Origin of the sequence: Occallatibacter riparius (assembly GCF_025264625.1) — a bacterium.
Lineage (GTDB): Bacteria > Acidobacteriota > Terriglobia > Terriglobales > Acidobacteriaceae > Telmatobacter > Telmatobacter riparius.
In genome coordinates this window covers 1,144,317-1,163,901 of the sequence record NZ_CP093313.1, presented here as the reverse complement: position 1 = coordinate 1,163,901, position 19,585 = coordinate 1,144,317, and the positions used below count along the sequence as shown (strand labels likewise).

Here is a 19,585-nt window from a genome sequence, read left to right as displayed (position 1 = left end):
ATCCGGCGTTATCCGAACGTGAAGGAAAATGCACGGACTCCTGGGTCGAGGAATTCGATGACAAAGGTCTGATCCCTCACCGAACCTTTCTGCCGGATTAACTGGTAGAGGCGGTCATCTGTCACGACTCCATTGCCTTGCGCATCAGTATCGAATCCGTGATTCGGTCCTGGAGCCTGGCCATCGACCGTCACTCGGAAACGTATGGCCCGTCCTAGAGTGCTGGGACCGAGGACAAGGTGCAGGTCACGGGCATGGAATCGGAAGATGATCTTGCCTCCAGCAGCCTTGAGTACAGCGGCCTGCCTCTGATCGAGCCATTGCCCTGAAAACCCCCACTCATTGAGTCGCAGGTGAGTCGGTTCAGTGTAGGAGAATTCTGTGTCACGTCTAATCCCACCACGAGATACGAAGTTGTCGGCTCGCGCATATCCAATGTAGGTTTCCTGAGAGCGGACATCGTTGAGGTCGGCTGCTGCTTCAGCGCCCTGGCCATTGGCGGTTACGGGGCTTGCCGGCAGCGGTGTCGAGCTCGCCTCTTTCAGCAGCTCCTGGATCCAACGTTCCGATCGGTCGTAGTCACCCTCACCGAAGTGTTCGTAACGAACCTTCCCTCGGGAGTCGATGAAATAATTTGCAGGCCAATATTGATTGTGAAAAGCGTTCCATATTCTGTAGTCACTGTCGAGAGCGACTGGATAGGTGACTCCGAATCTCTTTACCGCCTTTTCGACGTTAGCCATTTGCTTCTCAACGTCGAATTCGGGAGTGTGCACTCCGATCACTACAAGACCGCTGTTCCTGTACTTGTCTTCCCAAGCACGAATATACGGAATTGCTCGTATACAGTTGATGCAGGAATAGTCCCAAAAATCCACCAGAACAACTTTCCCCTTTAGGTCTCTCGGTGACAGCGGCTTGGAGTTGATCCATCCATTGGCCCCAGTCAAGCTGTATAACGGTGAACTGCCGAGAATGCTTTGTGTATCGTGTGCTTCGACATCCAGATGCCTGACTAGCCCAACGCACCAAAGCCCGGTCAATATCAAGACAACAAGGAGCGTTAATGTCTTCCAGTGAATGACCTTCATCGCGTTTGTTCCTCCGAATCTCTGACTGCGAAGCAAAACGAGGTGCCTGCTGCCGCCATCACTCAACTTATCTGGGGTGTGCTAACGTTATGAGCCGCGTCAGGAGAAATGCGAGCAAAACGCTCACAGCCAGATAGGGGCCGACAATCAGCACTAATCTTCGTCCGAGGCCATGAGCGTTTCGGGAACAGATGAACGCCCGGAAACCAGAGACTTCACCGATGATCCCTGTGGCAACAAGGACGACGGCGAAAAGAACCGAAAGGTATTTTGTATCCACATTTCCACCTTTCTACCCGGCGGCAGGCGGCATCCACGTCCTCACAAGCGATCCGCACCACTCGAGATAATTCATCCACCCCCTTCATCCGAAGACGGGGGGATGGCAGTCCTACCTTGGATGCTCGTCGTTTCCCAGGTATTCGCCTGGCACATCGTCCACCGGAACTTCGTGAGTGGTCACTTCTGACATGCCTCGATCTCTCGCAGTTTCGACGCCGTATAAGACATTCGCTTCAAATGCATTACCTTCTTCTAACAACTCCTCCACACTTTCGAAATCTGCCATCGGAGTGTCCGAAATTTGCTGGGTCGCCCCACCTTGTCCCGCGGAGTCGGGCCCCGTTTCCATGCGTCTCTTTCGATCAAGATTCGTCATGCGCTTCTCCCGATCGTTGTGAGATGTGGCGGAGTTCCCGTATGAAAATGAGAAATCCGACGCAGTTGCTGATTTCAGCAACTTGCAGACTCAGAGCAGTTGGCGGATGGCTAAACTTCCAGCGGTCCGGGAAGAGTTCAGCTCTTCCGGTAAGACAAAGACGGCGAGACGGATGAGGTCAACTCCAAATCACCGCGAACACTACTTCGGAGGTTGCCAACCACCTCCGAACGAACGGAACACACCTACGGCAGCGCGTGCTGCATCGGCTCGACTTGCGGCCAATTGATCCTGCGCCGTTAGCAGCTGACGATCAGCATCTAAAACATCAGTAAGGGTGATCGACCCAGCCCGATAAGCATCTTGTGAGAGATCGCGGGCGCGTTTCAACGACAGCACCTCGGCTTGAACCTCCACGCTGTAAGCTTCGGTCTCGGAGAGCGATGCAAGCGCGTTTTCAACATCCTCGGCGGCCTTCAGCACAGCCTGCCTATAGTCGACAAGTGCCTCCGCATTTATGCCCCGAGCTTGATTGACTTCTGCAGTCACGCGGCCGAAGTCGAAAAGTCTCCACCGCAAACCCGCGACAGCAGCAGGCTGGAAACCACCTGAAGTGAACAGACTTCCCGAGTTAAGACTGTCGAAGCCAAGGACGCCCGCTAGAGAAATCTTCGGATAGTACTCAGCAATGGCTACTCCTATGCGCTCGTTCGAGGCGGCGAGCCGCCTCTCGGCTGCGATGATGTCTGGCCGGCGGCGCAGAACATCTGTCGGTTCCTGATTAGCGATTCCGGGAATGGATGGTACCGGCGTCAAACTATCGAGCTCGTGTGCGTAAGTGCCGGGCTGCACACCCTCCAAGACGTCTAGACGATTCAACTGCTTCTCGAGGGCCAATTGAAGCGTCGGAAGCGTGGAGCGGGCCTGCTGCAAGAGAGCTTGCGATTGTTCGATCTCACGCTTCGTCGCAGCGCCGGCATCGAAGCGGTCCTGCACGAGTTTTAGAAGATGTTCGTCCGTTTCGATCTGGGCTTTTGCAATTGCGATTCGAGCCTGATAGCCACGGACCTGCAAATAGGCGTCGGCAGCGTCAGCGGCAATGATGATACGGCTCCCGATCCGGTTCGCCTCGGCAGCTTGCACTTCGTCTCGAGCCGCCGCGGCGTTGTGCCGAATCCCGCCCGCCACATCGAGTTCCCAACTCGCGGCCGTCCCAATTGTGTATTCGTGAATGTTCCTTCTAAAAGCTGGGTCATTGCGGGCAATGTTGCCTAGATTTCCCTCCAGGCTTTGATGGATGGCAGTTGCGGAGGCGTCGAGTTCCCCAGTCGGAAACAGTCTTGCCCCAGCCCCTGCAGCAATGGCCCGGGCCTGGTTGACTCGTTCGAGCGATGCGGCGAGATCAAGGTTCTGACTCAAGGTCCGCTGCACGATCGTCACGAGCATCGGATCCTTGAACCCGGTCCACCACTGGTCGAGCGATGGAGCGGGCGTGTCGTGGGAATTCGGCACTTCCAATTTGTTGTGAAAAAGAGCAAGCTCCGATCCGGGCGGCTGGGGAGCCTTGTACTTCGGGCCAACGGAGCAGCCCTGGAGAAATGTAGTCAGCAACAATAGGAGACCCGCTGCGGTCGTCAGAGAGGTTGCTTGGGTCGCCCGTTCTGTCTTGACCTTGCTTTTTCGCACGAGCACATAGAAGGCTGGGGTAAATAGGAGTCCAAAGATGGTCACGCCTAGCATTCCGAAAAATACTGTCGTTCCAAGCGATTGCCTCATTTCCGCGCCGGCGCCATGGGCAGCTGTAAGCGGCCCCACGCCTGCGATGAAAGCAATAGATGTCATCAGGATTGGCCGAAGACGCACATGGGCCGAATGCACAGCCGCTTCCTGAGGATTCACCCCATCATGATCTTGCCGCTGTTTGGCGAATTCGACGATCAGGATCGCGTTTTTGGCAGCCAAGCCGAGCAGCACAACAAAGCCGATCTGCGCGAGAATGTCAATCGGCAATGTTCGAAGATTGAGCCCCGTCGTTGCCGCGAGAAGGCACATCGGTACGATCAGCACGATCGCCAGAGGGATCTTCCAACTTTCGTACTGTGCAGCAAGCACCAGGAACACAAATAGTGCCGAAGCACCGAAGATTGCAGCTGTTGGGATACCTGTCTTAGATTGCTGGTACGCTAGGTCCGTCCATTCGAAGGTAATACCGGGGGGAAGATTCTCCTTGGCGAACTTCTCGATGCGTTTGAGCGCTTCTCCGGACGACACACCCGGAGCGGCCTCTCCCATCACTTCCGAGGCGGGATAGAGGTTATAGCGAGGAATACGGTAAGGGGTGGTCCTCTCTTTGAAAGTCGCCACTGTGCCTATTGGCACCATTTCGCCCGTTGCGTTACGAACCTTCAATCGTGCGATCTCCTCCGGGGTCTGACGAAATTGTTGATCGCCCTGCACAAAGACCGGATAGGTGCGTCCCAGGAGATTGAAATCGTTCACATACTGTGATCCTAGATACAGCTCAAGAGTCGGGAAGACATCGGCGGTGGAAAGGCCGACCTTCTCAGCTTTCTCGCGATCGATATCCGCATAAACGCTCGGAGACCCAGCGTTGTAGAGTGTGAAGACGGCGGCAAATCCGGGATCCTTCCTAGCCGCGGCAACGAGTTTGTTCGTCGCGTTCGCAAGGGCTTGAGGGCCCAATTCGGCGCGATCTTCAAGCATCATTTTGAATCCGCCGGCCGTGCCAAGTCCCTTTACCGCTGGCGGGTTCACCACAAGAATGTTCGCGCCTTTGAAACCAGCAAACTCCTTGCGGAGGGTCGCCACCATGGACGCGGCATTGACGCCCTTCAGGTGCTCTCCAAAAAGCGATGGTAACGTGATGAAGACCGTGCCAACGTTCGGAGCGATTGTATTCGTCGTTATATCTAATCCAGGGTTTGCGGACGTGTGTTTGATTCCGTATGTCTTCAGCGCGATTTCATTCACATGGCGAACGACTTCATCGGTTCGTTCCAGGCTCGATCCCGGAGGTAGCTGGCAGACGAGTACAAGATACCCGACGTCCTGCTGGGGGATAAAACCGGTGGGCATCCGAAACATGCGGAGACCTGTCAGGCCGATTAAAGCGAGGTAGATCAGAAACATTACTCCGGTTATCTGAACAAAGCGGCTCGTCAGATTGCCGTAACTTCTCGACAACCAATCGAATGCCCTGTTGAATCTATCGAAAAAGGGGCGAAGCAGTGAGGTGAGCCCTGTCGGCTCGCAGTGCAGGCATCCCTCGTCATGTGGCTTCAAAAGGATTGCACAAAGCGCCGGGCTGAGAGTAAGCGAAACAAAACAGGAAATGATCGTCGAACCAGCGATCGTGATTGCGAACTGCTTGAAGAATAGTCCCGGGATGCCCGAGATGAAGGCGACTGGGACGAAGACTGCACAGAGCGTCAAGGCAATTGCAATGAGCGCGGTTGACACCTCGGTCATTGTCTCGTGTGCGGCGTCACGTGGCGATATGCCTCGCGCCATGTTGCGCTCAACATTCTCAACCACCACTATGGCGTCGTCGACGACGATACCGACGGCAAGCACCAATCCGAACAGAGACAGGTTGTTGACTGACCCGCCCAGTATCGTCAACATCGAGAATGTGCCTATCAGTGAGACCGGAATTGCTACGACAGGAATGATCGTGGCGCGCCAACTCTGAAGAAAGATATAGACGACCAAAACAACGAGTATTATGGCAATAAAGACCGTTACGATGACTTCGTTGATCGACTGACTCACGAATGTGGCGGGATCGTAGATCTTCAAGTAGTCCACACCTGGCGGGAATGTCTTCTTGAGTTCGGCCATTCGCCTCCAGATCGTGTTTTCCAGTCTCACGGCATTTGCGTCCGGTGTTGGAACTACCACCCATTGGGCACTCGGGTATCTATCTGCATACGCCAATGAGTTGTAGTCCGCGGCGCCAACTTCAGCACGGCCAATGTCGCGAATTCTGGTAATGCGGCCTTGGGCGTCCGTTTTCACAATCACATCCTCGAACTGCTGAGGAGTGCGGAGACGTCCCAACGCTTCGATGTTAAATTGATAAGCGCCTTTCGTCGTTACCGGCGGCTGATTCAAAACGCCTGCCGATATTTGGGCATTCTGTGCGCGAAGCGCTGCAAGAATCTCAGTCGCACTGATGTTGTATGCGGCGGCCTTATCCGGGTCGATCCAGATACGCATGGCGTATTGCCGATCGCCGAACAATAGAAAATCTGCGACACCGGGCAGGCGAGCAATTTCATCCCGAATGTGGATCATGTAATTAGAAATGTATTGAGGCGAACGCGAGCCATCCGGCGAATAGGCGTGTACGGCTAGCAGGAGGTCATCGATCGTCTTCTTCACCTGCACGCCTTGAAGCTGAACTTCCTGAGGCAAGCGCGCGAGTGTATTCTGTACGCGTGTTTGGGTAAGCAGCAGGTCATTGTCAGCATTGCTTCCGATTGTGAAGATAATGGTGATCGTAAGCTGCCCATTGCCTGTGGACTGGCTGCTGATATACTCCATGCCTTCCACACCGTTGATAGCCTGTTCAAGCGGCGTTGCAACGGTACGAGCAATAACATCCGCGGAAGCACCGGGATATAGTGTCGTGACCTTGATCGTCGGGGGAACAATGTTTGGATACTGCGTGACGGGCAACGAGAACATGGTCGCTAATCCGGCCAATACAATGAACACATTGAGAACAATCGCAAAACGCGGATGTTCGATGAAGAAATGAGCAAGCATCATGGCTGTTCTAGTTGCTCCCTTCATCTGAACCAGCAAGAATCGTGCCTATCTTGGTCGATACCTTTGTCCCTGGTGTTACCGGCGGTCCTCCGATCACAACTCGGTCCGAAGGAGCAAGTCCCGAATAGATCACACGCAATCCGTAACGCAGACCGCCTGTTTGCACCTTCTTTTCTTTCAGTACACCATCCTCTCCAGCAACTAGAACCACGCGATCCGTCTGATCCACAGATACTGCGGCGTCGGGAACAAGTAGCGCTCGGTGTGATGATTGGAGGTTCACTCGAACACGACCGAACTCCCCCGGAGTCAAGAACGAATCTGGATTGGGCACAGTGGCGCGGGCGTGGATGGTGCCACTCGCACGGTTTAGGCTGTTATCAAGGAAGTTCAATGTGCCCTTGCGCACGAACTGATCCTCATCGCTCAATGCGATATCAACCCTGTTCCCCAACACGCTTTTCTTCGACGACCTGTCGCGCTGAAAATTGAGGTAGTCACCCTCACTCATGTCGAAATTGAGATAGATCGGATCGATTGAGACGATGGTCGCTAGGGGCGTGGTGGAGCCTCCGCCGCCTCGGTTTCCTGAGACAAGATTCCCCACTGAAATGAGGTGCGTTCCCATACGCCCCGAGAATGGTGCATACACCTGGGTTCGATCGAGGTCGAATTTCGCGTCGCGGAACCGCGCTTCGGCCTCGTCCAATGCCGCCTCGGCGGATCTTTGCTCCGCAAAACGTTGCTCGACATTCTCAAGAGTTCCGGCATCTGTTTTTTGTAGGGTCTGAGCGCGGGCGAGTTCGGTCTTTGCCAGTTCGAGTCTCGCCCGAGCCGTGGCAACTTGAGCGGTGCTCTCGTCAAATTTGATCCGGTAAGGAGTTGGATCAATTGTGAACAGGAGCGCGCCCTTTCGGACTATATCCCCATCCTTGAAGCCGATATAGGTGAGAATGCCCCCGACCTGCGCTCGCAATTCGACCTGGTCCACAGGCGAGAACTGTCCCAAGAACTGCAGGCGTCCGTGAAGATCACGTTCCAGCGCCTGAGCGACTGTGACTACGTTTGCGGGGACGGCTGCCGCAACAGGCGCTTCGCGAGATGATTTCGATCCGAAGGCCACAATGGCCACAGCAACCAAGGCCAGAGCTGCAATGCCCGCGTAAAGCTTTCGTGCGTGTCTGGCGGAGCCTCCGCCGGTTCCGGATTCCGCCGTGTTATTTGTGATAGTGCTATCCATGTCGTCTCCGGGTAGGTTGATATGGTTTGATCTCCTGTGAACGTCAGAACTTCCGCCAAGTGTTGTCGGCCGCTAATTAGCGGGGTGCGCTCAGTACTCGTTGACCGCTTAAGTTGCCTTCTCTAAGCTTCACGTCCGGGGAACGTCATTCGTGGTACGTGGGACGTGTTCCCAACTCATTGCAAGCGAGCTGGCTCGCCTTGGGCTACGACATCGATCGCGCCTTAGGATGTCAACTCGTTAATGGGGATTCGATCAACATTTGATTCACCCGTAGAAACCGCAACGCCATCTCGTAGCCGCTGTGCGCAAGGGATTGGTGTCGGCTATTCCTTGGAGATCCTGGTCTATCGCAGTCTGTTCCCCCCCAAGGACACTTGGCATGTTGAACACGAGTTTTTGGCGCAATTATCCATAAACAGGATCTGACGAGGTGCTTAACGCATATACGATGCTCAAGCACCATTCGCAGAAATCCGCGGAAGATAACAGCCGTGGGAGATGGGGAATCCCCAAGTCCTCATGGATGAACGCGGATGATCGTCTTTCCCCTGATCCGTTCGGTCCGGTTGAAGGCGGCAACGGCATCGTCGAGGGAGGCTAGGTTGCCGATATTCGTCCGCAACCGACCATTCCGGACCCGCTGGACGAGTTCACCCAATTGAGCGCGATCAGATACGACGACGAAGTCGATAACCTGGCCGTGAGAGGGCCGCGCCTCGGTCGGGCCGGTGACCGTCACCAGCGTGCCTCCGGCGCGAACGACGCCTGCAGACCGTTTCGCGATATCGCCGCCGAGGACATCGAAAACCAGATCGACTTCCCCGATGTCTTCTAGGGCATCCTTATCGAGGTCGACGAATTCTTGTGCGCCGAAGTCGAGAGCTGTCTGACGAGCGCTCCCGTGCCCGGTCCCGATGACGTACGCGCCGGCATCACGCGCGAGTTGGCTCGCCATCGAACCCACTACACCGGCTGCACCGTGTACGAGAACGCTCTGCCCGGCCGTAAGTCGACCGTGCTCAAACAGCCCCTGCCACGCGGTTAAGCCGGGCATCACGAGGGCGGCTGCCACAGTGAAGTCAACGTCGCTCGGCAGCGGCGCAAGGTCGCGAGCCTCGACGGCCACGTACTCCGCCAGTGTGCCGTCACGATACCAGTCCGTGAGACCGAAAACCCTTTGTCCAATCGACAGGCCCGTCGTTCCATAGCCGAGAGCGGTGACCACTCCGGCTAGTTCGTGTCCGGGAATTGAAGGGGTACGGTCACGGCCCACGCGGTCGGTCCAGGTCGAGGGCCACGTCAACTCATCCCCTGTGAATCCCGACGCATGGATCTTGATGAGGACATCGTTTATCGATGCCTGCGGCTCGGGTCGTTCCACCAGCTTTACCCCGCCCCTTCCTGCGGCCTGATCTGTCACCACCATTGCCTTCATCGGTCACCTCTCTGTGTCGATTTCTTGCCTTCAAGATAGTCTCTCTGTCCTTTGTTGCCGTCCCATCTCAGTTTCATAGGAATGTCTTCTCCTAATGGGTCGCTCTACCGCCGTCAAACGAGGGCGCGTTATAGGTTATGTTAGGCCGTGCATTATGATTCAGAAACACCCGAAATCATAGGAGTTGACCTCTACTTTTCTGCAGCTCTGATCGCCGCGCCCCAAGGGATTTTGCTGCATTCTCGATCGGTTATTTCGCGATATTGAAGAATTCGCTGAAGCAGTACCTCTTTCGACGTGCTACCTCAAGATCCCGATCCTTGATCGTATTCCGAATAAAAGTTAGTTGATCGGCAACACCACACGAGCAAGCGGTTGTAGCCGCATTTTTCAAATGACTGATGATCAATTCGATCGCCTCGTCCTTCGAGGCATTTGCGTCCCGAAGTAACTGGTTCGTATACAACAAATCTCCAATAATAATTAAGTAGCTCTCATTAACATCATTCTTGTTCACACTAGTACACTCCATTCTCTCCAGGGAGCACGCTCACGAGGCGACTCGACGCGAAATTGGCTTCAGACTGCACTTACTTGTCCGAACAGTTCCTTCGCGGAGACCCCGAATCCGTCAGTCCATATCCATTTAGGTGCACTGGTGTGCCGAGGCCCACCTCTGGCCGAGTCCCGTGGAAATGTTGTTCCCTTCGCCGTGGTTTTCAGCGGGTAGCGCAACCGTTCCGGTAGTAGTCATCCTGAACCTCCCTACAGAAACAAGGACGGCCGCGCACACCTTTAGCCATTCGCCGCCTGGATATGCAGTTCCTTCAACTGCTGCTCCGGGACCGTAGCCGGAGCGTGTGCCATCAAATCAATCGCGTTCGCCGTCTTCGGGAATGTAATTACCTCGCGCAGGTTCGCCGCCCCTGACACCAGCATCACGATGCGGTCTAGGCCCAGCGCGATCCCCCCGTGCGGCGGCGCCCCGTACTCCAGAGCATCCAAGAAGAATCCAAATCGCTCGTGAGCCTCCTCGTCACTGATGCCCAGCGCCTTGAATATCACCTGCTGCACGTCCTTACGGTAGATACGGATCGACCCTGATCCCAACTCAAGCCCGTTCATCGCCAGGTCATAGTAATTTGCCCGCACGCTTGGCGGATCGCTCTCCAGATTCGCCATGTCATGCTCGTGCGGAGCCGTGAAGGGATGATGTGCTGGCACCCAGCGCTTCGTCGCTAGGTCATACTCAAACATCGGAAAATCCGCGATCCACATCGGTTGGAACGCCTTCGACCCGTCGATGACCATCCCGCTCTTCGGATCGGCTTCCTCTACACAGCTTTCGGTCACCTCGAACCATTTGTGGCGCTCCGCATACTTCCTCGCCAGCTTCGAGCGGAAGTTTCCTGCAGCAGCATAGACGTTGATCTCGCGCTCGCTCAGCCGTCCTTCGAACTTCGTGTCGCTCGCCTTGACATGGTGCGTCGGATCGCCAGCCACGATGACCACAAGATCCTTGTCGCTCGCGCCAACCAGCTCTCGCACTTTCGCCGCAGCCCCCGAAAATCCCTTAGCGAGCCGTTTGAAGTCATCGATGAATTTCGCACCCTTGTGCTTGTCGAACATCGGGTGATTGTCTTCGCGTTCCTCACGGCTCAGCGAGCCCACCGCCGCAATCCGGAATGCCACCACCGGTAGCTCGGGATCGATCTGCAGCGTGGCCAGTGCCTCATCGGGAAAAGCCGCCCGCACGTCCGTCATCTCCGGCAGCCGCATGTCGGGCTTGTCGCTCCCAAACCTCCGCAAGGATTCGTCATAGGTGATCCTCGGAAACGGCGTCGGCAGCGCGATCCCCGCCGCCGCAAATGCCGCAACCAGAAACTTCTCCACTACCGCGAACACATGCTCCTGGCGCGGAAAGCTCATCTCCAGGTCGACCTGGGTAAACTCGAGTTGACGATCTGCTCTCTGATCTTCATCGCGAAAGCATCGCGCAATCTGGAAATACCGATCAATTCCCGAAATCATCAGAATCTGCTTGAAAAGCTGCGGCGACTGCGGTAGCGCGTAGAACTGGCCCGGATGCACCCGGCTCGGCACCAGAAAATCGCGCGCCCCCTCCGGCGTAGACATGCAGAGAAGCGGCGTCTCGACCTCCAGAAATCCTTGCTCGCTCATGCTCTCGCGAATCGCCCGCGTAATCTCGTGCCGCAGCCGGAACTTTCGCTGCATTTCCTCCCGCCGCAAATCTAAATACCGATACTTCAACCGCGTCTCCTCGTTCTCGATCGCATCCTCTGCCGGCGAAAACGGCGCCAATCTTGAGTCGTTCAAGACCCGCAGTTCCGTCGCCTCAATCTCAATCTCGCCCGTCTCCATCTTGCGATTGATGGCGTCCGCAGCCCGCAGCCGGACCTTCCCCAGCGCCGCCACCACATACTCCGGTCGCACCGCCTCTCCTTTCGCGTGACCCTCCGGGGTCACTTCCTTGTCCAGCACCACCTGGCAGATACCTGAGCGGTCGCGAAAATCGAGGAAGATCAGGCTGCCGTGGACACGACGCCGGTTCACCCAACCCATTACGACAACAGGTTGTCCTGCATCCGCGGCACGGAGCGTGCCGCACATGTGCGTCCGTTCCAGATTGCCTATGAAATCCAGCACAATACCTTTCCCTCTCGCCGCTATCATTCGAGCCGCGGGTCTGCTGCTCTGATTTAGTCATGGCTGTCTCGGGTTCTAAAAAGAGCCCTGGCGTTGCAGCTGGAACTGCCCACTCAAGGTCAAACTCTCGAGAGGACAATGACACGTCGTCGCATGGTTGAGAGGATGCCGCCTGAGAAACTTCAACAGACGGCTTCCGCTCTCATCATCCCTCTTGAAATTACAGACTGCTAAGCCAACTTGAAATCGTCAACAACGGATGGATAGCTGAACGTGACCAGAAGGGAGCATCCCGTCTTGGTCGTGTGGGGACCGTGAATGGTATTCGGCTTTATGTTGAGTTCCGTGCCCTTCGTATACGAGATGCCTTCGCTTACGAAGTCACCGTCGAGGACGTACGACATTTCGGTTGTTCGCTCGTGCAGGTGTCTTGGAATCTCGCTTCCTGGCTCCATTCTTAACAGCGCCACCGCCGGGCCCAAGGATTGATCACTGTTTAAGATCTTGAGGGTGGCGATCCCTTTGGTCTTCGGAAATGGTGCCGGTATAGCCTCGATCTTCGAGGCTTCAACAGTTTGTGTAACACTCATGACGCTCTCCTTTGTTTGTCTCTCGTACTCACAACGGCAAAGGTCGGAGCACGGAACACTTGTAGGCTAACCATCAAATCGGGCAAGTCGACTAACCGTCAGGACAGTCGCGTGCCAGAAGTTTTCTATAGGAGAGTTGTTCTCCTGTCTATTCGAGCTCCAAAACGCCGCGTCGAAAACCGATGGTAACGGCGTGGGTCCGGTCATTTGCCTGGAGCTTTTCGACGATATTCCTGATATGAAAATTAACTGTGGTTTCAGCAATTCCTAAGCGGTGGGCTATCCATTTGTTCTGGCAGCCATCTCGGATCAGTTTCAGAACAGAGGTTTCGCGAGGAGAAAGCTCCTCAAGTCCTAGATGTTCTGCGATCGTGTTCGCTACCTCGGGAGGAATGTGTCTACGCCCTTCAGAGACCCAACGGATCACGCGCAGCATCTCTGCCTTCGGAGTGTTTTTCAAAACATATGCTGCGGCTCCCGCATTGAGTGCACGGCGTACGTCCATGACCTTCTTCGAACTGGTCAACATCATCACGATCGCTCTAGGGCTTTCATTTCGGATCGCAATAAGCGCTTCCGTACCGCTCACACCCGGAAGTCTCTGGTCCATGATCGTTACGTCTGGGTGGACACTACGAAATTGAGAGAAAGCATCCTCCGCGTTCTCCGCCTGACCGACAAGGAGCAAATCAGGGTGGGACTGGATGACCATACTCAAGCCCTCCCGAAAGATGGGGTGGGCGTCGACCAACAATATTCGTACGGGTTTTGGTGGTGGCATATCGCTCCTCCAATCAGATCAAGTTGCCTATCTCTCCATCGAGCCACGGTAAACGAATCTGCCGTACGCTGAACCATCCTGAGCGATGTCGTACAGCACAGATGGACAGCAAATGTCGCCAAGAGATCGTGTTTGCTCCTTTTTAGTTGGCTTGATTGCTAGGCGCAATCTGCACGTGATCGACCTTACTGTGGCTCGCGACCGGATATCCCTTTCGCGTGGGTGGTCGGTTCAGGAGCTTGTCCGACGTAAATCTGTCAGGCTCCCAGAACCCCAGTAAGAGTGCTGCAGCGGCCGCGGAAAAGACCGAATAATCTAATGGCGCCTTGATACCAAGACCTGTGGCCATGCCCATCGCAAAGAGCAGAAGAAGAATACCGGAGAGGAAGGAGACTGTTCGTGTTTTGAAACCGACGATGAGCAATATCCCAAAGAGCGCCTCCGCCACGGTAGCTGCCCATGCAAACGACACCGTCAATGAACTCGGGAAGAGCGACGTCACCTCTCGCGTGTAATCGGCGAAATGAGCGAAGTCTCCCCATGAGACATTCTTCGCTCCGTGCGGCCCTAATACACCAAAACGATCAGCCACAGCGGAAAGGAAAGAAGCTCCTAACGCGAGCCGTGCGAACAGACGGACGATTTCTGTCGCGTTCCCGGTGAGTTGCGCAGTGTTTGACTTCATCCGTATTTCCAAGTAAGGAATACGGCGTTGAGCAGAATGGTTTTGTCGTCTAGGCTCCATCCTCCTGTCCGAATGCAGCCAGTAAGAATGAGCAACCCTGCTATGGGGCGCGCCAAAGACCCCCCAGATGGCGAACCGATCCGCATCCGCTGACAGGAAAGAGAACCCTAGTGCAAAACGCCAGAATGCAGAACTGACAGTCGACAGAATCAAGGAGCCCTTGCCCTTATTGTTCCATTTAAACCGCTTCATGAGAATTCCTCCCAATCGATCTCCGGACTCCATTCGTACGAGTACCAACCATTTCGTTTGACAGAAGGATTTGCACGCAGATTGCCACTCTTCGTTTTCTCCACCTCGTGTATTTCTGCGTTCTGTATCTCCAATTCTTGCGTGCAGAAACATAACCGTGGCGGGATCCTCGATCCACAGGCGGTGACACGCACGTTCTTCGGGACGCTGTCTTCGAAGTTTTGTTGTGTCGTGATCGTGACCTTACCTGTCGCCATCACGACAGGAAAATGCTATCCATTTGCCCTGTCATTTTTCCGTCGACACTGTCGCAGGTTGAGTCGGCGCGACGACTCCGAACGCGATCAGCCGACGCCAGAGCTCACCGCATGCCGCCGCGAAGTCGATATAGCGAATGTCCGACATTCCGACACCTGAGAAGCACCTCGATGCTCACGATATCGTGTAAGTTCCGCACGCTTGCGCAGCGCGTGTCACGAGATATCGTCACAGTCCCTCGTCACACAACAAGAACCAAGGCCCTTAAGTGTCGTTTCTTCATAACCTCGCCTATTTCGCCGGGTACAAGTGCTATTGGTCAATCGCGTGCATATCGCAGGTCGAACACGATTAGGAAGGAGTTGTATTTGTGTCAAGCGCACAGAAACCCTTTTGTCATACTGCCTCACTGCTGCATCTATTTCGGCCGCAAGTTCGATGTGCTCGCTCTGGGGTGATGGATCATTGGCTGACAATGCTAGATCGGATCACGCTGTCGTTCCGGAAGAGCGGATCATCTGTCCTGTCCAAGGCAGTGTGGCCATTTGCGACTGGACGGCCATCATCTCTCACATCCAGTGCTCTGCACATACTAGTCTTCCTGCTGATACTGCCAGGGCTAAAAGCGCACGCAGATGTGACCCTCTTCGTCGAGGCGCCGATCAATTTCTTGGGCCGCGTGAGCTCAACTGGGCATGCGGCGCTGCTCATCGATCGTCTGTGCTCCGATGACCACATCCATATGCGGTGGTGCAGAGTTGACGAGGACGGAGCAGTCCTTAGCCGGTACAAGGGAATCAACGGGTATGACTGGGTAGCGATGTCTCCAGAGCCTTATCTATTCGCCGTGGATTCCTCCGATGAGATTCCAGAAAGGGCCACGAGTACTGAGGTCGATCATTTGCGCGAAGAATATCGGACAAGGCATGCCAGAAGCTTCGAACGCGATCCTCCAGATGACGGTTGGATTCAACTTCTCGGAGCATCCTATCGCCGCCGGATTATCTGCATTCACCTGCGTACGACTAGAACTCAGGACGGTCAGCTAATGAAGTGGCTAAATCGCCGGCCAAACCGAACGCGTTTCAACTTCTTCTTCTCAAATTGTGCGGACTTTGCAAGGCAGATGCTGGATGTGCTCTTCCCTCACTCTGTCCATCGGAACTTCCTCTTTGACTTGGGAATGACTACGCCAAAACAACTGGAGGCGAGTCTTCACCATTACGCAAAAGGCCATCCAGAGTTGAGATTTCAAGTGTATGAGCTGTCGCAGGTGCCAGGCAACATTCCGCGGAGTGGACGTCTATACGGGGTGACAGAGTCGCTCGTGAAGGCGAAGCCGTACCTTCTCGCTGCGGCCGTTCTTGAGCCGATCGGGATTGGCAGTGTCGCAGCTCTAGGAATTGCAGATCACAGGTATACGGTCAGGGCCCCCAGAAGGATTGGTGGCGGCCTCTTCTTTCAAACGCGGAATACGCCGCAATCGACCGCCAGTGTCACCGATTCAAGTCCATCCCGGCTCCCTGGAATTCATTATCGAACTGAGTCAAGGCTGGTATGTAGCCCGCCTCTTCCGCAAGCCCATTCATACACCTTAGAGAACACAAAAGCCATATTTGTTGAAATGGCACTTGGAGCAGATATATGCGGTCACTAATCAGCATGCGGGCTCTATGCATCTTCGCGTTCTTCACTTATGTTGCTCTGACGGCTACAGGACAAGACTTAAGCGGGACAAGTCGTCTTCCTGGATCGATGAGCGGCGCGGTTACCGATGTCAATGGCGGTATTATTCCAGGCGCGACTGTCACCCTTCTGAACCCGCTCACTGGGGACAAGCGATCGACGATATCGGACAACGGCGGATCCTATACTTTCGGCGATCTGGAGCCCGGGGCCGCATATCAGATCACGATAAGCGCAGCGGGCTTTGTCACATGGACCTCATCGACATTTACGGTGGATCCGGCCCAGATTTACTTTCTGCCTGGGAGCAAGCTTCAACTCACGGGAGAAGTGGCATCGGTAACGGTCTTTGCTTCCTCCGAGGATGTTGCGGCCGAACAAGTAAAGGTCGAGGAGCGACAGCGCGTATTCGGTTTCATTCCGAATTTCTATGTTGTCTATGAACACGATGCTGTGCCTCTTACTGCAAAGTTGAAATTCAAGTTGGCCTTAAAGGCCAGCACCGACCCGATAATCTTTGCCGCAGTTGCTTTCACAGCTGCTATACACCAGGCGGGCGATACTCCGGACTTCGGGCAGGGAGCGAAGGGCTATGGACAGCGGCTGGGCGCTTTGTATGCGAATGGATTCGACGACGTCATGATCGGCGAGGCCATATTGCCCTCGCTTCTGCATCAGGATCCCCGCTACTTTTATCAAGGGACGGGTTCAAAACGGTCTCGGGCCTTTCACGCCCTATCGAACGCCTTCATATGTAAGGGAGACAACGGCAAGTGGGAGCCAAACTATTCGAATGTCGGGGGGGACCTGGCGGCTGGTGCAATCTCTAACCTCTACTATCCCCGAGCGAATCGCGGCACGGGAATTGTATTCGAAAATGCGGCGATTGCAGCCGGGGGGAGAATGGCCAATGGGCTCGTGCAGGAATTCATTTTGCGGCGGTTTACGTCGCACGCAGGAAAGCGAACCCCCTGAGAGAGACCAGATAGAAGATGCAGGTGTCTAATCGCATCGGGCGAGGGATTAGACACCAAGCATTTGAATTGGACGGCGAAGAAGGCGGGATTTGTGCAGATCGTGGGGACGGGAATCACAAGTTCGTTCCCCGACGATGAATCCTAAACTCTATAAACAGAGAGTCAAGACGCTCTTCTAATCGATAGCGGTTTGCCCGAATTGTTCACGCGAATTTCGGTCCAGCAAATCGTCTTGATCATCTTCAAAAGTCGGACGCGATATCCCGAGCTTCCTCATCTTGGTGATCAGGGTTGTCCGCTTCAATCCGAGCCGAGCGGCGGCCCCGTGAGGTCCGCCGATGACCCACCCAGTATTCTCAAGTGCTCGCTGAATCAGTGCTCGCTGAGAATCAGTGAAGGTACCTAATGAACGAGTCGCGGTTCCCATCGAATGCTCGTCCTCAATGGGCAGCGGGTTAGGAAATATCCCATCGTTGGACAAGATTACGGCACGCTCCACAAGGTTCTGAAGTTCCCGGATATTGCCTGGCCAGGAATACGCCGCAAATGCATCCAAGGTCTCCCTTGGGATATGGCGAATCTCTTTGTTCATTCGGCGTGAATAGATGTCAACAAAGTGTAAGACCAGCTGCTCGACATCCTCGCGCCGCTCCCGCAGCGGCGGCAGCGCGATGGGAAACACGTTCAAGCGGTAATAGAGATCACTTCGAAATTCGTTGCGCCGAACCATCGTATTCAAATCGCGATGTGTGGCTGCGGCCAAGCGTACATTGATGTGGTGGGTTCGTCCGCTTCCGAGTCGTTCAAACTCTTGCTCTTGAAGTACTCGCAACAACTTCGGTTGAAGTGCCAAAGGGAGGTCCCCAATTTCATCCAGGAAGAGGGTACCTGAATCGGCCATCTCGAATCGGCCAAGTTTTTGGGCAATCGCCCCCGTAAATGCTCCCTTTTCGTGGCCAAACAGTTCGCTCTCCAAGAGGTCGAGAGGAATCGCTGCACAATTCACCTTTATGAACGGCCGACCGGCGCGTGAACTGAGTTTGTGAATTGCTCGAGCGATTAACTCCTTGCCCGTCCCAGTCTCTCCAAGGATCAAAACTGTCGAATCTGTTGGCGCAACTCGTTTGACACTTGACAGCACGGACTCCAGAGCTGGGCTATTGCCGATGATTTGCTCAAACCTCCGTTCAGCTTGGCCGTGTTCGGTTACCGAAATTTTGTCAACACATTCCACCGGCGACCCCCCAAACGCCTTTTCTCGAGGCAAAACGGAACTTAACATTCCAGTGCCGCTCGCACGCTTTGAAGCAAGGCCTCATCATCGAACGGTTTTGTCAAGAACTCCACCGCTCCTGCACGCAAAGCCTTCATACGCACTTCTTGGTCGCCATGCGCGGTGATGAAGATGGTTGGAATCCTGTAGCGCTCCGCATTTAACTTTGATTGGAGTTCCAGGCCAGACATGCCCGGCAGTCGGATGTCGACGATTAGACAGGCGGTATCCTGTTTACGGTCTGACGCCAGAAAGTCCTCCGCATGCGCAAACGCGAGAGCTGGAAAGCCGACGGATTTCATCAAACCTTCCAAGGCGATTCTGACGAATTCGTTGTCGTCGACGATCGCAACGAGTTGCGGCTTTTCCTTAATAGCCATGTCCGCAAGTATTAAATCATCATGCGCAATGGTTCAATTGTCCTTTGGTATAACAGCTGTCCCTGGCCTTCTGGGAAGCCGGAATCAGCAGACTGCTGGCCCGGAATGTCTCTCTGAGGAATGCGGTTGTGAGGTGTGAAGTCGCGCTGCGAATCAATGTGATGGACGGGCGTGTCGTAGCTTCTCTCGCATCAGGACGAGTTCGGCGACAGAACCAGCGCGCATTTTGCGCATTGCGCGAGCACGGTGGACCTTGATCGTAATTTCGCTTATTCCTAGTTCGGCGGCTATCTGCTTATTGAGCATTCCCGAAACGACCAATTCCAATACCTCTTTCTCTCGGTGCGTTAGATCGTCGTATCGCTTTTCGAGGGCCGAGATCTCGGCATGTTCTCTCAGGCTGATCGAATGGCCGGCCAGACCTTGTTCGACCGCATTCAGCAGATCCTGGTCTCCGAAAGGCTTTGTGAGGAATTCCGATGCACCAGATTTTATGGCTCGGACTGACATGGGAATATCTCCATGTCCAGTGATGAAGATGATGGGAATCGACCGCCCTGCGCTGCGAAGCTGTTGCTGAAAATCGAGACCGCTGATCCCAGGAAGGCTCACATCGAGGATGAGACAACTGGGACCATCCGTCGCCGCTTCTCGCCAGAACTGTTCCGCTGTTTCGAATCCAATCGAGTGCAAACCGGCGGACTTAAGAAGTCCCTGGATCGACGCACGTACAAGAGGATCGTCGTCAACTATGTACACTGTTGGGACAGCAGCTGCAGATGCCATTTGCGCCCTCTGGGGTACCTCTCGGACAC

Annotated in this window: 13 protein-coding genes; 1 reads left to right on the top strand and 12 read right to left on the bottom strand. The window is 54.8% G+C overall.

Features of this window, described 5'->3' with window-relative positions:
- Positions 1-8: 8 nt before the first annotated feature.
- The 9 genes from MOP44_RS04595 to MOP44_RS04555 form a co-directional block, all read right to left on the bottom strand.
- Positions 9-1,091 carry a thioredoxin family protein gene (locus MOP44_RS04595; RefSeq protein ID WP_260794737.1) on the bottom strand — a complete coding sequence of 361 codons (1,083 nt, stop codon included), beginning with the start codon at positions 1,089-1,091 and terminating at the stop codon, positions 9-11.
- A gap of 391 nt (positions 1,092-1,482) precedes the next feature.
- Positions 1,483-1,749, bottom strand: a complete 267-nt coding sequence (locus MOP44_RS04590; protein ID WP_260794736.1) for a hypothetical protein — start codon at positions 1,747-1,749, stop codon at positions 1,483-1,485.
- A 201-nt stretch (positions 1,750-1,950) separates the two neighbouring features.
- Positions 1,951-6,543 (bottom strand): efflux RND transporter permease subunit, encoded by a 4,593-nt coding sequence (locus MOP44_RS04585; protein WP_260794735.1) that lies wholly within the window; start codon positions 6,541-6,543, stop codon positions 1,951-1,953.
- A gap of 7 nt (positions 6,544-6,550) precedes the next feature.
- Positions 6,551-7,675 (bottom strand): efflux RND transporter periplasmic adaptor subunit, encoded by a 1,125-nt coding sequence (locus tag MOP44_RS04580; protein WP_260794734.1) that lies wholly within the window; start codon positions 7,673-7,675, stop codon positions 6,551-6,553.
- A 628-nt stretch (positions 7,676-8,303) separates the two neighbouring features.
- On the bottom strand, positions 8,304-9,221 hold the full coding sequence (locus MOP44_RS04575) for an NADP-dependent oxidoreductase (RefSeq protein ID WP_260794733.1): 918 nt from the start codon (positions 9,219-9,221) through the stop codon (positions 8,304-8,306).
- 795 nt (positions 9,222-10,016) lie between these two features.
- A complete protein-coding gene (gene aspS / locus MOP44_RS04570; protein WP_260794732.1) occupies positions 10,017-11,888 on the bottom strand; it encodes an aspartate--tRNA ligase in 1,872 nt (623 codons plus the stop codon).
- Between the two features lie 230 nt (positions 11,889-12,118).
- Positions 12,119-12,478, bottom strand: coding sequence for a cupin domain-containing protein (locus MOP44_RS04565; RefSeq protein ID WP_260794731.1), 360 nt, complete (start codon positions 12,476-12,478; stop codon positions 12,119-12,121).
- 148 nt (positions 12,479-12,626) lie between these two features.
- On the bottom strand, positions 12,627-13,259 hold the full coding sequence (locus tag MOP44_RS04560; RefSeq protein ID WP_260794730.1) for a response regulator: 633 nt from the start codon (positions 13,257-13,259) through the stop codon (positions 12,627-12,629).
- Between the two features lie 142 nt (positions 13,260-13,401).
- Complete coding sequence (locus MOP44_RS04555; RefSeq protein WP_260794729.1) at positions 13,402-14,196, bottom strand: DoxX family protein; 795 nt, start codon at positions 14,194-14,196, stop codon at positions 13,402-13,404.
- A 2,013-nt stretch (positions 14,197-16,209) separates the two neighbouring features.
- Between MOP44_RS04555 and MOP44_RS04550 the strand changes: the two genes are divergently transcribed.
- Entirely contained in the window at positions 16,210-17,115 is a 906-nt protein-coding gene (locus MOP44_RS04550; protein ID WP_260794728.1) for a carboxypeptidase-like regulatory domain-containing protein, read from the top strand.
- Positions 17,116-17,292: 177 nt separating this feature from the next.
- Here MOP44_RS04550 and MOP44_RS04545 read toward each other — a convergent pair whose 3' ends face one another.
- The 3 genes from MOP44_RS04545 to MOP44_RS04535 all read right to left on the bottom strand — a co-directional run bounded on the left by MOP44_RS04545 (position 17,293) and on the right by MOP44_RS04535 (position 19,556).
- Entirely contained in the window at positions 17,293-18,399 is a 1,107-nt protein-coding gene (locus tag MOP44_RS04545; RefSeq protein WP_260794727.1) for a sigma-54 interaction domain-containing protein, read from the bottom strand.
- Positions 18,393-18,770, bottom strand: a complete 378-nt coding sequence (locus MOP44_RS04540) for a response regulator transcription factor (RefSeq protein WP_260794726.1) — start codon at positions 18,768-18,770, stop codon at positions 18,393-18,395. The genes MOP44_RS04545 and MOP44_RS04540 overlap by 7 nt, the downstream gene beginning before the upstream one ends.
- A 153-nt stretch (positions 18,771-18,923) precedes the next feature.
- A complete protein-coding gene (locus MOP44_RS04535) occupies positions 18,924-19,556 on the bottom strand; it encodes a response regulator transcription factor (protein WP_260794725.1) in 633 nt (210 codons plus the stop codon).
- Positions 19,557-19,585: the final 29 nt, after the last annotated feature.

What these genes read in the sequence shown, in the direction of transcription:
- MOP44_RS04590 (WP_260794736.1), bottom strand. Translation starts at nt 1,749, where the DNA reads ATGACGAATCTTGATCGAAAGAGACGCATGGAAACGGGGCCCGACTCC.
- MOP44_RS04555 (WP_260794729.1), bottom strand. Translation starts at nt 14,196, where the DNA reads ATGAAGCGGTTTAAATGGAACAATAAGGGCAAGGGCTCCTTGATTCTG.
- MOP44_RS04550 (WP_260794728.1), top strand. Translation starts at nt 16,210, where the DNA reads ATGAGCGGCGCGGTTACCGATGTCAATGGCGGTATTATTCCAGGCGCG.
- MOP44_RS04565 (WP_260794731.1), bottom strand. Translation starts at nt 12,478, where the DNA reads ATGAGTGTTACACAAACTGTTGAAGCCTCGAAGATCGAGGCTATACCG.
- MOP44_RS04540 (WP_260794726.1), bottom strand. Translation starts at nt 18,770, where the DNA reads ATGGCTATTAAGGAAAAGCCGCAACTCGTTGCGATCGTCGACGACAAC.
- MOP44_RS04560 (WP_260794730.1), bottom strand. Translation starts at nt 13,259, where the DNA reads ATGCCACCACCAAAACCCGTACGAATATTGTTGGTCGACGCCCACCCC.
- MOP44_RS04535 (WP_260794725.1), bottom strand. Translation starts at nt 19,556, where the DNA reads ATGGCATCTGCAGCTGCTGTCCCAACAGTGTACATAGTTGACGACGAT.
- MOP44_RS04585 (WP_260794735.1), bottom strand. Translation starts at nt 6,543, where the DNA reads ATGATGCTTGCTCATTTCTTCATCGAACATCCGCGTTTTGCGATTGTT.
- MOP44_RS04545 (WP_260794727.1), bottom strand. Translation starts at nt 18,399, where the DNA reads ATGTTAAGTTCCGTTTTGCCTCGAGAAAAGGCGTTTGGGGGGTCGCCG.
- MOP44_RS04595 (WP_260794737.1), bottom strand. Translation starts at nt 1,091, where the DNA reads ATGAAGGTCATTCACTGGAAGACATTAACGCTCCTTGTTGTCTTGATA.
- MOP44_RS04575 (WP_260794733.1), bottom strand. Translation starts at nt 9,221, where the DNA reads ATGAAGGCAATGGTGGTGACAGATCAGGCCGCAGGAAGGGGCGGGGTA.